Origin of the sequence: Halomonas saccharevitans, from assembly GCF_900116405.1 — a bacterium.
In the GTDB taxonomy this organism is placed as follows: Bacteria; Pseudomonadota; Gammaproteobacteria; order Pseudomonadales; family Halomonadaceae; genus Halomonas; species Halomonas saccharevitans.
Map to the genome: position 1 here is coordinate 61,145 of NZ_FPAQ01000018.1, position 12,375 is coordinate 73,519.

The window sequence follows — 12,375 nt, forward strand, 5'->3', positions numbered from 1 at the left end:
TGGAGAGCCCCCCCCGTGAATGATCCCTCGCCATCGATCGCCGCGCCCGACGCGGCCTGTGCCGAACGGGTTGGCCGCTACCTCGATACCCTGACCAAGCCGCCCGGCAGCCTGGGGCGTCTCGAGGACCTGGCGGTGACCCTGGCCGGCCTGACCGGCGAGGATTTCCCGGGCGTGACCCCACCCGCGGTGGTGGTCTTCGCCGCCGATCACGGCGTGGCCGAGGAGGGCGTCTCGGCCTTTCCCCAGGCCGTCACGGCGCAGATGGTGGCCAACTTCGTCGCCGGCGGCGCGGCGATCAACGTCTTCTCGCGGCGCATCGGCGCGCGCCTGGAGGTGGTCGACGTGGGCGTGGCCAGCGAGCTGCCGGCGCACGGCATCGTGCGCGACCGGGTCCGCCCCGGCACCGCCAACCTGGCCCGCGAGGACGCCATGAGCCGCGACGAGGCGCTGGCCGCCATCGCGGTGGGGCGGCGCGCCGCCCGGCGCGTCCAGGCGGCCGGCTGTCGCTGCCTGATCGCCGGCGAGATGGGCATCGCCAACACCACGGCCAGCAGCGCCATGCTGGCGGCCCTGACCGGCGCCCCGGTGAGTGAGCTGGTCGGGGCGGGCACCGGCGTGGCGGGCGACACCCTGGCCCACAAGCGTGCGGTCATCGAAGCGGCGCTTCTCGAACGCGCCCCCGATCGCGACGATCCGCTGGAGGTGCTGGCCCGGCTGGGCGGGCTGGAGATCGCCGCCATGGCGGGGGCCTTTCTGGAGGCCGCGTCACACCGCCTGCCGATCCTGGTGGACGGCTTCATCGCTACGGTGGCCGCGCTGACCGCCTGTCGGCTCGAGCCCGCCCTGCGCCCCTACCTGATCTTCGGTCACCGCTCCCACGAGCCGGGCCACCGCCTGGCCCTCGAGGCCCTCGGCGCCGAGCCGCTGCTCGACCTGGCGCTGCGCCTGGGCGAGGGCAGCGGGGCCGTGCTGGCCTTCCCGCTGCTCGAGGCGACCACCGCCATGCTGGCCGAGATGGCTACCTTCGCCACCGCCGGCGTTGACGATCGCGAGGCGCGCTGAGCCGTGGCGATCTCGCTCACTGCCGCCACGCGTCCGTCCGTGCGCCCCTCCTACCCGTACAGGTGTGACCTGGCCTTCGGCGACGGCCTGGCGCTGAGTGTGGACGCTGGCTGCGTGCATTTTCACCACGCCACCCCGCTGCGCACCCTGAGCAGCGCCCTGGTGGGCGAAGGGTTCAGTGGATCGGGCCACTTCTGCAACTTCCACGTCGACAAGGACTATGCCGGCCACGCGCCCCGGGCCGACCTGCTCGACTGGCTCGCCCGGTGCGGCCTCGACGGTGAGCAGAGCGTGGCGATGATGACCGCGGTCTCGCCGGCCCACCTGGCGCTGGAGGCGGCCGACGCCGGAGAGCGCTCTGTGCTGGCCGCGGTCACCGCCGGCGTCGGCAACGCCGTGGACATCACAGCGCCGGCCCTGGGCGACCCGCGCCCGGTGGTCGGCACGATCAATATCCTGGTCTTCATCGACGGCCACCTCGACGACGGCGCGATGGTCAATGCCGTCCAGTCGGTCACCGAGGCCAAGGTGCAGGCCCTGGGGAGCTGGGGCGTGCGCGATTCGCATACCGGCACTCCGGCCACCGGCACCTCCACCGATTGCCTGGCCATCGCCGCTACCCAGCGCGGTGACCCGACGCCCTATGCGGGCTCGGGCACCCGGCTCGGGCGCGCCATCGGCGACGCCGTGTATCGGGCCGTCCTGGCCTCCCTGGCGATGACGGAGGAGGCGCGATGAGCCCGCTCGTCGAGCCCTTCTCCCTGTCATTGCTGGGTCTGGTCGTCGCCGCCGTGCTGCTCGACCTGGCGCTCGGCGATCCGCCCTGGCTGCCGCATCCCGTGGTGGGCATGGGCAAGGTGATCGCCCGGCTCGAGGGGGCCTGGAACCACGGGGCCGCCGCCGCGCGTTGGCGCCGCGGTGGCTTCCTGGTGCTGGTGGTGGTGGGCGGCAGCTGGGCGCTTGGCTGGGCGCTGCTGGCGGCCCTCGCCTGGCTCAGTCCCTGGCTGGCGCTCGCCGCGGAGCTCGGCCTGCTCGCCACCACCCTGGCCGCCCGGGGGCTCGCCGAGGCCGGCCGGGCGGTGGCCGGGCCGCTGGCCCGCGGCGACCTGGCCGAGGCGCGACAGGCGCTCTCGATGATCGTCGGGCGCGACACCACCGCGCTCGACGAGGGGGAGCTCGCCCGCGGCGCTGTGGAGACCGTGGCCGAGAACACCGTGGACGGCATCACCGCGCCGCTGTTCTGGGCGTTGCTCGGCGGCGCACCTCTGGCGCTGGCCTACAAGGCCGCCAACACTCTGGACTCCATGGTCGGCTACCAAAGCCCGCGCTACCTGGACTTCGGCCGCGCCTCGGCGCGGTTCGATGACGCCGTCAACTGGCTGCCGGCGCGGCTCACCGCACTGGCGCTGTGGCTGGCCGCCTGGGCGATACCCGGCAGCCGCCTGGCCGGAGCGCTCGCCGCCACGCGCCGAGAGGCCCCCCGCCACCCCAGCCCCAATGCCGGCTGGCCGGAGGCGATGGTGGCCAACCTGCTGGGGGTGCGGCTCGGCGGCCTCAACCACTACGCCGGGCGCTCCTCGCACCGCGCCACCCTGGGCACGGCCCTCGAGCCCCTGAGCGTTGTCCATATCGGCTGCGCCATCCGCCTCATGCATGGCGGCTGGCTGGCCTTCCTGCTGCTGATGGGCCTGCCGATCCTGGCGGGGGAGCTTCTTTCATGAGCCTGGGGGCCGCATCGTCCTGGCCCGGTCACGGCGGGCGCGCCGCACCGCTGCTCGCGCGCTACGGCCTGCCGGCGGACTATCCGCTGATCGACTTCAGCGCCAACCTCAATCCCCTGGGGCCGCCGCCCTGGCTCGGCGACTGGCTGGCCGGCGCCGCCGAGTGCCTGACCCGCTACCCGGACCCGGACGACGACCGCGCCCGTCGGGCCATCGCCGAGCACGAGGGCGTGGCCCCCGAGCGGGTGTTGGTGACCGCCGGCGGGGCCGAGGCGATCTTTCTCGCCGCGGGCCTGCATGCGGGCGGTCGCGCGTTGATCGTGCAGCCCACCTTCAGCGAATACGCCCGCGCCTGCGCCCACTATGGCCTCGGCGTCTCGTCCCTGGCGCTTAACGGCGAGGCCTTCCTGCTCGACGTTGACGCGGCCGAGCGAGCCATGGTGGCCGCCGAGGTGCTGTTCCTCTGCCGTCCCAACAACCCCACCGGCACGCTGATTCCCCGGAAGACCATCGAGCGCCTGCTGGCCCGGGGTCGCGAGACCGGCACCACCCTGGTGGTGGACGAGGCCTTCGTCGACTTCACCGCCGTCGACGAGCGACTGACGCCCCTGCTTCTCGAGGCGCCCAACCTGCTGCTGCTGCGCTCGCTGACCAAACTCTACGACCTGCCGGGGCTGCGACTCGGCTACCTGCTGGGCGCGCCCGAGACGGTGGCGCGCCTCGCCGCCCGTCAGCTGCCCTGGAGCGTCAATGCCCTGGCGCTGGCGCTGGTGGCGCCGCTGCTCGCCGACGCCGACTACCTCGCCCGCACCCGGGCGTGGCTGGCCGCACAGCGCGACCTGCCGGCGCGGGTGCGGGCGCTGGGCCATGCGGTGGCGCCCACCGATGCCAACTTCCTGCTGCTGCGCGGCGGCCGCGACGCCGCCGAGGCCGAGGCGCTGTTCGCCTTCCTGCTGCGCCGTGGTCTGCTGGCACGCCACACCCACAACTTCCCCGGCCTCGACGGCCGCTGGCTGCGCCTCGCCCTGCGCGATGGGCGGGATAACGCCTGCCTGCTCGCGGCCCTGGCGGCCTGGAGGCGCGGATGATCGCCTTCGTCGCCGGCGGGGCGCGATCGGGCAAGAGCGCCGTGGCCGAGGCCCTGGCCATGGGGCACCTCGCTCACCAGCCTCGAGAGGCGAGAGGGGCGCTTGTCTATCTCGCCACGGCCCGAGTCGGTGACGACGAGATGGCAGCAAGGGTCGCTCGCCACCGCCGCGAGCGCGGCGAGGGCTGGCTGACGTGCGAGGCGCCCCTGGAGCTGGCCGACGCCCTGGATGGAGTGAAGGCGGGCAGCAGCGTGCTGCTCGACTGTCTGACCCTGTGGGCCGGCCAGTGGTTGTTCGAGGCCGAACGCGACGAGGCTGCCGGCCGGGCGATGCTCGAGTGGCTGATCGCCTCGGCCCGGCGACGCGACATCGCCCTGGTGGTGGTCTCCAACGACCTCAACGAGGACCTGCCGCCCCGGGACGCCCTGGTATGGCGCTACCTGGCCTTCCTGCAGCGGCTCCATCGCGACCTGGCCGAGGAGGCGGATCGGGTGATCGAGGTGGTGGCCGGACGGGCCGTCTATTGGAAGGACATCGAGGGGAAGGGCATTGAGGAGAAGGATATCGAGGGGCAGGGCAGGGATGTGAAAGGAGCGAGTTCATGAAAAACGCGGTCTTCGGCGTGCTGCTGGCGATCCAGTTCCTGAGCCGGCTGCCGGTGCCGCTGGCCTGCCCCTGGACGCCGGCCACCCGGCGCTGGGCGGCCCGGGCCTATCCGCTGGTGGGCGCACTGCTCGGGGCCCTGGTAGCCGGGGCGGGCACGCTGCTGGAGCCACTGCTGCCCACGCAGCTGCTGGCCCTGGCGCTGCTCAGCCTGTGGGTGGCGCTTACCGGCGGCCTGCACCTGGATGGCGTGATGGATCTGGCCGATGCGCTGGGCAGCAATGCGCCCCTGGAGAAGCGCTTCGCGATCATGAAAGATCCCCAGGTGGGCAGCTTCGGGATCCTGGCGCTGGTCTTCCTGTTGGCCTGGAAGCTCGCCCTGCTGTGGGCGCTGCTCGACGCCGGCGCGCCTTCTTGGGGGCTGGTGGCGCTGCTCGCCCTGGGGCGGCTCGGCGGCGTCGGCCTGCTGATCCTGGTGCCGGCGGCTCGCGCGGAGGGGATGGCCCACGCCTGGCAGCAGAGCCTGACCCGCGGCGACCTGGCGCTGGCCGCCGCGCTGCCGCTGGCGCTCTCGATCTGGTTGCCTGGCGGCGCCTGGCTGGCGGCCGGCCTGGTCGTCTTTATCATGGGATATGGCCTGGCGATGCGCCGGGCCTTCGGCGGCATCAACGGCGATATCGTTGGGGCCGCCATCGAAGGAGGAGAACTATGGCTGCTGCTGATCGCCTGGAGCTGGTGGTCGTGCGTCACGGCCTGACGAGCTGGGCGTGTGAAGAGGGTGAGCGCCGATGAGTGATTTTCGCCTGGACGATACCCGCTGCCTCGAAGTGGTGGTCGTTCGCCATGGCCTGACGAGTTGGAACCGTGAGCGTCGCTACCAGGGCCAGCGTGACATTCCGCTGCTGCTGCCCGAGGCGCTGCCGGACCTGGATCGGCTGCGCGAGGCGCTGGCCGACAGCGTCTTCGATGCCGTGCACGCGAGCGATCTTACCCGCTGTCGTCAGACGCTCGCCCATATCCGGGATGGCAGCGCATGGGCGGCCCACCCCGAGACGCCGCGTTTCGATCGCCGCCTGCGCGAGCTGGACTTCGGTGACTACGAGGGGCGCACCTGGGAGGCGCTCAAGGACGACCCGGACTACCGGGCCTGGGTCGACAGCCGCGGCATGCGGGCGACGCCCGGCGGCGAGTCGGCCCACGACCTCTGGGCGCGGCTCTCCGCCTGGCTCGACGAGGTGCTGGCCGAGGCCCGGATGCACGGCCACCGGCGGGTGCTGGCGGTCAGTCACGGCGGCGCCATCCGTGAGCTCTCCCGGCGCCTGGAGGGCGCCGACTTCTGGGCCGGCGTGGTGGGCCAGGCCCAGGGCCGGCGTTTCGTCTTCACCCATGGCGAGGAGGGCTGGCAATGCAGCTGTTCATCGGCGGTGCCTGCGCCGGCAAGCGCGACCTCGTAGCGAGCCGCTTCCCCGAGGCGGTTTGGCTGAAGATGGGGGAGGGCGCGGACCTTTCCGGCTGGCGTGACCGGCTTGCCCCGGGGCGGTGTCTGGTGATCAGCGGCTGGCTCGACTGGCTCGCCGGTGCCCTGGTCGATGACGCTGGCGGCGCGGATGATCCCGACGATGATCGACTGCGCGCCCGGCTGGATGCGGAGTTGGCGGCGATGGTCGAGGTCGAGCGGCGTGGGCACGGCGAGATCGTGCTGATCCTGTCTGAGGTGGGCCGCGGCATCGTGCCCCTCGAACCGGCGGATCGTCGCCTTCGCGACCTCGCCGGCTGGCTTGGCCAGGACGCGGCAGCGCGCGCCGAGGCGGTGTGGTACGTGCGCCACGGACTGGCTCGCTGTCTGACCGTTACCTGAACTCTGCCTGCTCTGGGCATGAGCCGCGTCAACGTCACCGGCGATTCGCGTTGACGCTTCAGGGGCCGGTTGCTAGCTTACCCGCACTCTCAGGTGCCGGTGGAGCTCGCTCCGCTGGATAAACGGGAAGTCGGTGCGCCCTCGGGCGAGTCCGACGCTGCCCCCGCAACGGTGATCGAATCAAGGTCCGCCACTACCTCCTATTGGTATGCCACTGTGCCCCTGCGGCATGGGAAGGCGGCGGTCCGGAAGGTGCCCCATGGCTCATCTGCCAGGCCCTTCGTTCGTCAGCCCGGAGACCGGCCTGAGAGCACATGCCGGATCGCGGAGGGCGATCACGAGGCGAGGATCCCGGCACCATGCCGCCTGCGCCCGTGTTCTCGTTCCCTTCTGCCGGCCCATCAGAAAAAACGCAAGGCGCCGTGCGGGTGAGCACGGCGGCAAGGGACCCACATGAACACCATTCACGCCTCCCGTGGCCTGGCGGCCTTCGCTCTGGCCGCGCTGCCGCTGGCCGTCCAGGCCCAGGTCACGTCGTCGACCTCTGACTCCGACGGGGTCGTCGCCGAGACCCTCAACCCGCTGACGGTCACCGCCACCCGCGCACCGCGCACCGCCGACGAGACGCTGGCCTCGGTCACCGTGATCGACGAGGCTGCGCTGCGTCGCCAGGACCCCACCGATATCACCGACCTGCTGCGCGGCCAGCCCGGCGTCGATGTTTCATCCAGTGGTGGCTTCGGCAAGACCAGCAGCGTCTTTATGCGAGGAACCGGTAGCGCATCCACGGTGCTGATGATCGACGGTATCCGCCTGCGCTCGGCCACCGCCGGCAGTCCCTCCTGGCAGTTCCTGGACCCGCGCCAGTTCGAGCGGGTCGAGGTCGTGCGCGGTCCTCGGGGCAGCCTCTATGGTGCCGACGCCGTGGGGGGCGTGGTGCAGCTGTTCACTCCCCAGGGAGAAGGGGAGCCCACGCCGCGCATCTCGCTGGGCGGCGGCAGCTTCGATACCCGGCGCGCCAGCGCCTCGCTCTCCGGCAGCGAGGGCGGGACCCGCTACCATGTCGCCGCCAGCCGCCTGGAGACCGACGGCTACGAGATCGTCGAAGGCGAGGGCGACAAGGGCTATGACAATACCTCGGGCCTGGTCAGGCTCTCCCACGGCTTCGATAACGGCGCCGAGGTGGGCGCGCATGCCCTGCGGGCGCGCGGCAATACTGAGTTCGTGGGAGGCAATACCGATTATGTTCAGCAGGTGGCCGGCCTTTATGGCGAACTGCCGGTAACCGAGAGCTGGAACAGCCGTTTAACCCTGAGCGAAGCAAGAGATGAATCGGAGGTCTTCTCTAGCTTCCCCGGCTTTTTTGATACACGGACACAGACAGCACGTTGGGAAAACACGGTGATGTTGGGCGCGCATGAGGTGATTGTGGGTGCTGAATACACGGAGGACGAGGTCGATTCAACCACTCGCTATGTTGAGGCTAGCCGAGACAATACGGCCGTCTTTGCTCAAGCACTGATGGATTTCGCACCCTTTATCTTGCAGGCCGGGCTGCGCCATGACGATAACGAGGCCTTCGGTGAGGAAGTTACCGGTAGCTTGGCATTAGGCTACGAGCTTGATGAAAATCACACTCTGCGAGCCAGTTTCGGAACCGCCTTCAGGGCTCCCACTTTCAATGATCTTTATTACCCCAATTATGGAAATCCTGATCTTGAATCTGAGGAATCGGAAAGCATTGAACTGGGGGTGCGGGCGCAGTTTGAGCGCGGCTTCTGGGATCTGGCGCTTTATGAGACCGACATTGAGAACTTCATCACCGGCCAGCGATCACCCACCAATATTCAGCAAGCAAGGATTCGCGGTATAGAGCTTGCCACCGGCGCCGAAGTTCTCGATTGGACCCTCCGTGCGGCGCTGACCTATACAGATCCAGAGAACCGAGGCGGCGGTAACATAGGTAATCGTTTGCCACGCCGTGCCAGCCAGAGCCTGCGCCTGGACATCGATCGCGAGCTGGGTGACTGGTCGCTGGGCGGGTCATTTGTCACGCAGAACCATCGGTTCGACGATGCGGCCAATGAGGAACGTATCGGCGGCTACGGTCAGCTGGACCTGCGCGCGGGCTGGCAATTCGCTCCGCTGTGGTCTGTACGGTTGAATCTCGATAACGTCTTCGATAAGGAATATGCCACGGCCCAATATTCCGAGAGCCGTGATTACCTTAACTCCGGCCGCACGGCCCTCCTCAGCGTGAATTTCGGCCAGTGATCGGGCATCGGTTCTCCCGCGCGCTTCTGACCGGCCTGGTGCTGCTGCCGATGGCGGCCGCCCGGGCCGGAGAGGGCGTCTGCGTCGTCGACGATGCCGGGCGTGAGGTCTGCCTGGACGCCCCGGCGCGGCGCATCGTCGCGCTCTCGCCGGGTGTCACCGAGCTGCTCTACGCCAGCGGGGCCGGGGAGAGGGTGGTCGGGGCGGTCAGCTTCAGCGACTATCCGGCCGAGGCGGCACGGCTGCCCCGGGTGGGCAGCTATGATCGCCTCGACCTGGAGGCACTGCTGGCCCTGGAGCCCGACCTCGTAGTGGCCTGGGCCGGCGGCAACCCCCGGGAGCAGATCGATCGGCTGCCGGGGTTCGGCCTTCCCGTCTTCTTCTCCGACGTCAACGACTTCGTCGGCATCGCCTCGAGCCTCGAGCGCTTCGGCGCGCTGGCCGGTAGCGAGGCGGTGGCGAACGAGGCGGCGCGCACGCTACGCCAGCAAGTAGCGGCGCTGCGCGCCCGCTACGCCGACGCCGCCCCGGTGCCGGTCTTCTACCAGGTCTGGGAGCAGCCGCTGATGACCGTCAACGGCGAGCACTGGATCAGCCAGGCGCTCTCGCTGTGCGGGGGCGAGAACCTCTTCGCCGCCGAGGCGCCGCTGGTGCCGCGCCTCGGCGTCGAGGCGGTGCTGGCCCGCGATCCGGAGGCGATCATCACCGGCGGCATGGGCGAGCCCGATTCCAGCTGGCTCGAGGCCTGGCGCGACTACTCGGAGATGACCGCGGTGCGTCGCGACAACCTCTTCTTCATCGACCCGGACCTGGTGCAGCGCGCCACGCCCCGGCTGCTGGAGGGTACGCGGGCGCTCTGTGCGCAATTGGAGACGGTCCGTGACCGACGCTAGGGCGACCCCCAGCGTGCTTGGCGCACGGCTCGAACCGCTCGCCTGGCTGTTGCTGGCCGCGCTGCTGGCCCAGGGCGTGGCCCTGGCGCTGGGCAGCGTATCGATCGCCCCGGATGAGCTGTTCCAAGTGCTGACCGGCGGCGGCGAGGCCTTGCATCGCACCCTGGTGCTCGAGCTGCGACTGCCCCGCTCGCTCGCCGCCTTCGGCACCGGCGCGCTGCTGGCGCTCGCCGGGGCGCTGATGCAGGTGCTGCTGCGCAACCCGCTGGCCGACCCCTATGTGCTGGGGCTCTCCGGCGGCGCCTCGGTGGCGGCGCTGGCCGCCATGCTGGCCGGTCTCGGCACCGCGCTGGTCGGCGGGGCGGCCTTCGCCGGGGCGCTGGCCTCGACACTGATGGTCTTCGGCCTGGCCCACGGCACCGGCAGCTGGACCCCGACGCGGATGCTGCTGACCGGGGTGGTGATGGCCTCCGGCTGGGGCGCCGTGATCACCTTCCTGCTGGCGGTGAGTCCGGTGGAGCGGCTGCCCGGCATGCTCTACTGGCTGATGGGCGACCTTGCCTACGCGGGTAGCCCCTGGCCGGTGCTGGCGGTGGCGGCTGTGGCCCTGGCGGCCATGGTGCCCCTGGGACGCACCCTGAACGTGCTGGCGAGGGGGGGGCTGCAGGCCGCGGCGCTGGGCGTGGCGGTTCGTCCGCTGGAGTGGACGCTCTACCTGCTGGCCAGCCTGATCACCGCCGTGGCGGTGACCACCGCCGGCAGCGTCGGTTTCGTGGGCCTGATGGTGCCGCACATGCTGCGCCTGCGACTCGGCAACGATCAGCGGCTGATCCTGCCGGCGAGCCTGCTGGCCGGCGGCACCCTGCTGACGCTCGCCGACACCCTGGCACGCACCCTGATCGCGCCCCAGCAGCTGCCGGTCGGGGTGATCACCGCGCTGCTCGGCGTGCCGACCTTCCTCTACCTGCTGCATCGGAGCCGCTGATGGCCACGCCGACCCCGACGCTGGAGACGCGAGACCTGGTGGTCGACGTGCCGGGACGCCCGACCGGGCGGGCACTCGCGCTCGGCATCGCGCCGGGCCAGGTGTGGGGCGTGCTGGGCCCCAACGGCGCCGGCAAGACCACCCTGCTGCACACCCTGGCCGGGCTGCGGCCGCCGCGCTCCGGGGAGGTCCTCCTCGAGGGTCGGGCGCTTCCCGGCTGGCGCCGCGGTGCGCTGGCTCGGCGGCTGGGGGTGGTCTTCCAGGAGCGCCACGACGACTTCCCGGCCACGGTGCGGGAGACCGCGCTGATCGGCCGCCACCCCTTCCTGTCGCCCTGGCAGCAGGAGGGGCCGGAGGATCATGCGCGGGCCGCCGCGGCGCTGGCGCGCCTGGACCTGTCCCACCTGGCCGAGCGGGAGCTCGCGACCCTCTCCGGCGGTGAGCGACAGCGCGTCAGCCTGGCCACGGTACTGACCCAGGCACCGGCGATCTGGCTCGCCGACGAGCCCACCAATCACCTCGATCTGCACCATCAGGTGGCGGTGATGGGTCTGCTCGCCGAGCAGGCCAGGCGCGGCGGCGCGGTGATGATGTGCCTGCACGACCTCAACCTGGCGGCGCGCTGGTGCAGCCACCTGCTGCTGCTCTATCCCGGCGGCGAGGCGTGCTGGGGCCCCGCGGAGGCGATGCTGGTGCCCGCGGCCCTGGAGCGCCTCTATGGCCAGCCCCTGACCACCGCCTGGGTGGACGGCGCGCCGGTCTTCGTGCCCAAGCGTTGATGCAGAAACGTTGAGGCGAGCGACGCCGGCACGCTCCCCCATTCCCCTTTATCGACAGGAGTCCCGATATGAGCCGATCCACCATCGACCCCCAGCGCCACGCCGAGCGCATGGCCGCCAAGCAGAAGATCATGAACGAGCGGATCAAGGCCGCCGACAAGGAGCAGGGCGTGCTGCTGGTGCTCACCGGCCCCGGCAAGGGCAAGAGCAGCTCGGGCTTCGGCATGGTCGCACGCGCCTTGGGCCACGGCATGAAGGTGGGCGTGGTGCAGTTCATCAAGGGCGCCTTCAGCACCGGCGAGGAGGCCTTCTTCCGCGACCTGCCGGGGGTGGACTACCACGTCATGGGCGAGGGCTACACCTGGGATACCCAGGACCGCGAGCGTGACGTGCGCGCCGCCGAGGCGGCCTGGGCCGAGGCGCGACGCATGCTCGCCGACCCGGACTATGCGCTGGTGCTGCTCGACGAGCTCAACATCGCCCTGCGTCACGGCTACCTGGATCTCGACGCCGTGCTCGACGACCTGCAGGCCCGGCCAGCCATGCAGCACGCGGTGGTCACCGGCCGCCACGCGCCGGAGGCGCTGATCGAGCTGGCCGACACCGTGACCGAGATGAAGGTGGTCAAGCACGCCTTCAAGGATCAGGGCATCAAGGCCCAGAAGGGCGTAGAACTTTAGGGCATCTCTGGGAACTCGACGAAAGCGATGAGCGTTGCCGGCGACAAGCTTTCGCGAGGGCGCTGTGAACCCCTCCCTGGGCGCTACCGACGCCATCCCTGGCGTAGACATGATGGATTGACCTGCCCCTCCTCAACGTCGTGGGTTACGTTGAGGTTGGGCAACAACACAGAGCCACTATTGAGGGAGGCAGGTCATGACACAGTCTAACGCAACTCAGCAGGTCGTTGTGGAGCGCACTGCCGCCGAGCGGCTCAGCGCCGCCAGCGACGTCCATGCCGCCTATATCGGGCTGGATGTGCATAAGGCCAGCATTGCGGTATCCATCGCCGAGGCGGGACGGCATGAGCCGGAGTTTCGTGGTGAGATCGCCAATGAGCCCACGGCCATCGACACGCTGATCCGCCAGCTGAGCCAGCGCTTCGCGGG

General features: G+C 70.6%; 13 protein-coding genes, 1 pseudogene and 1 riboswitch. All 14 genes and pseudogenes read left to right on the forward strand.

The window, feature by feature from the left end; genetic code table 11:
• Nucleotides 1–15 precede the first annotated feature (15 nt).
• Nucleotides 16–1,065 carry a nicotinate-nucleotide--dimethylbenzimidazole phosphoribosyltransferase gene (gene cobT, locus BM388_RS09955; RefSeq protein ID WP_089849652.1) on the forward strand — a complete coding sequence of 350 codons (1,050 nt, stop codon included), beginning with the start codon at nt 16–18 and terminating at the stop codon, nt 1,063–1,065.
• A 3-nt stretch (nt 1,066–1,068) separates the two neighbouring features.
• A complete protein-coding gene (locus tag BM388_RS09960; protein WP_245781519.1) occupies nt 1,069–1,803 on the forward strand; it encodes an adenosylcobinamide amidohydrolase in 735 nt (244 codons plus the stop codon).
• A complete protein-coding gene (gene cbiB, locus BM388_RS09965; RefSeq protein ID WP_089849655.1) occupies nt 1,800–2,786 on the forward strand; it encodes an adenosylcobinamide-phosphate synthase CbiB in 987 nt (328 codons plus the stop codon). The genes BM388_RS09960 and cbiB overlap by 4 nt, the downstream gene beginning before the upstream one ends.
• On the forward strand, nt 2,783–3,874 hold the full coding sequence (gene cobD, locus BM388_RS09970; protein ID WP_089849657.1) for a threonine-phosphate decarboxylase CobD: 1,092 nt from the start codon (nt 2,783–2,785) through the stop codon (nt 3,872–3,874). The genes cbiB and cobD overlap by 4 nt, the downstream gene beginning before the upstream one ends.
• Nucleotides 3,871–4,479 (forward strand): bifunctional adenosylcobinamide kinase/adenosylcobinamide-phosphate guanylyltransferase, encoded by a 609-nt coding sequence (locus tag BM388_RS09975; protein WP_089849659.1) that lies wholly within the window; start codon nt 3,871–3,873, stop codon nt 4,477–4,479. The genes cobD and BM388_RS09975 overlap by 4 nt, the downstream gene beginning before the upstream one ends.
• Nucleotides 4,476–5,234 (forward strand): adenosylcobinamide-GDP ribazoletransferase, encoded by a 759-nt coding sequence (cobS, locus tag BM388_RS09980; protein WP_089849661.1) that lies wholly within the window; start codon nt 4,476–4,478, stop codon nt 5,232–5,234. The genes BM388_RS09975 and cobS overlap by 4 nt, the downstream gene beginning before the upstream one ends.
• A 31-nt stretch (nt 5,235–5,265) precedes the next feature.
• Nucleotides 5,266–5,931, forward strand: a complete 666-nt coding sequence (locus tag BM388_RS09985; RefSeq protein ID WP_089849663.1) for a histidine phosphatase family protein — start codon at nt 5,266–5,268, stop codon at nt 5,929–5,931.
• Nucleotides 5,883–6,335: a bifunctional adenosylcobinamide kinase/adenosylcobinamide-phosphate guanylyltransferase gene (locus tag BM388_RS09990; RefSeq protein ID WP_089849664.1), complete on the forward strand. Its 453-nt coding sequence runs from the start codon at nt 5,883–5,885 to the stop codon at nt 6,333–6,335. The genes BM388_RS09985 and BM388_RS09990 overlap by 49 nt, the downstream gene beginning before the upstream one ends.
• Before the next feature lie 74 nt (nt 6,336–6,409).
• Nucleotides 6,410–6,657, forward strand: a riboswitch (cobalamin riboswitch).
• Nucleotides 6,658–6,788: 131 nt separating this feature from the next.
• A complete protein-coding gene (locus tag BM388_RS09995; RefSeq protein ID WP_089849666.1) occupies nt 6,789–8,609 on the forward strand; it encodes a TonB-dependent receptor domain-containing protein in 1,821 nt (606 codons plus the stop codon).
• A complete protein-coding gene (locus tag BM388_RS10000) occupies nt 8,606–9,502 on the forward strand; it encodes a cobalamin-binding protein (protein ID WP_245781520.1) in 897 nt (298 codons plus the stop codon). The genes BM388_RS09995 and BM388_RS10000 overlap by 4 nt, the downstream gene beginning before the upstream one ends.
• Nucleotides 9,489–10,487 carry a FecCD family ABC transporter permease gene (locus BM388_RS10005; RefSeq protein WP_245781521.1) on the forward strand — a complete coding sequence of 333 codons (999 nt, stop codon included), beginning with the start codon at nt 9,489–9,491 and terminating at the stop codon, nt 10,485–10,487. The genes BM388_RS10000 and BM388_RS10005 overlap by 14 nt, the downstream gene beginning before the upstream one ends.
• The gene (locus BM388_RS10010) at nt 10,487–11,266 is read left to right on the forward strand and encodes an ABC transporter ATP-binding protein (RefSeq protein ID WP_089849668.1); all 780 of its coding nucleotides are present in this window, start codon (nt 10,487–10,489) and stop codon (nt 11,264–11,266) included. The genes BM388_RS10005 and BM388_RS10010 overlap by 1 nt, the downstream gene beginning before the upstream one ends.
• Before the next feature lie 68 nt (nt 11,267–11,334).
• Complete coding sequence (gene cobO, locus BM388_RS10015; RefSeq protein ID WP_089849670.1) at nt 11,335–11,946, forward strand: cob(I)yrinic acid a,c-diamide adenosyltransferase; 612 nt, start codon at nt 11,335–11,337, stop codon at nt 11,944–11,946.
• Nucleotides 11,947–12,142: 196 nt separating this feature from the next.
• Nucleotides 12,143–12,375 (forward strand): annotated as a pseudogene (locus tag BM388_RS10020) (hypothetical protein); the annotation flags it as partial.

Coding starts and splice junctions, on each gene's coding strand:
- cbiB (WP_089849655.1), top strand. CDS start 1,800: ATGAGCCCGCTCGTCGAGCCCTTCTCCCTGTCATTGCTGGGTCTGGTC.
- cobD (WP_089849657.1), top strand. CDS start 2,783: ATGAGCCTGGGGGCCGCATCGTCCTGGCCCGGTCACGGCGGGCGCGCC.
- BM388_RS09975 (WP_089849659.1), top strand. CDS start 3,871: ATGATCGCCTTCGTCGCCGGCGGGGCGCGATCGGGCAAGAGCGCCGTG.
- cobS (WP_089849661.1), top strand. CDS start 4,476: ATGAAAAACGCGGTCTTCGGCGTGCTGCTGGCGATCCAGTTCCTGAGC.
- BM388_RS09985 (WP_089849663.1), top strand. CDS start 5,266: ATGAGTGATTTTCGCCTGGACGATACCCGCTGCCTCGAAGTGGTGGTC.
- BM388_RS09990 (WP_089849664.1), top strand. CDS start 5,883: ATGCAGCTGTTCATCGGCGGTGCCTGCGCCGGCAAGCGCGACCTCGTA.
- BM388_RS09995 (WP_089849666.1), top strand. CDS start 6,789: ATGAACACCATTCACGCCTCCCGTGGCCTGGCGGCCTTCGCTCTGGCC.
- BM388_RS10010 (WP_089849668.1), top strand. CDS start 10,487: ATGGCCACGCCGACCCCGACGCTGGAGACGCGAGACCTGGTGGTCGAC.
- cobO (WP_089849670.1), top strand. CDS start 11,335: ATGAGCCGATCCACCATCGACCCCCAGCGCCACGCCGAGCGCATGGCC.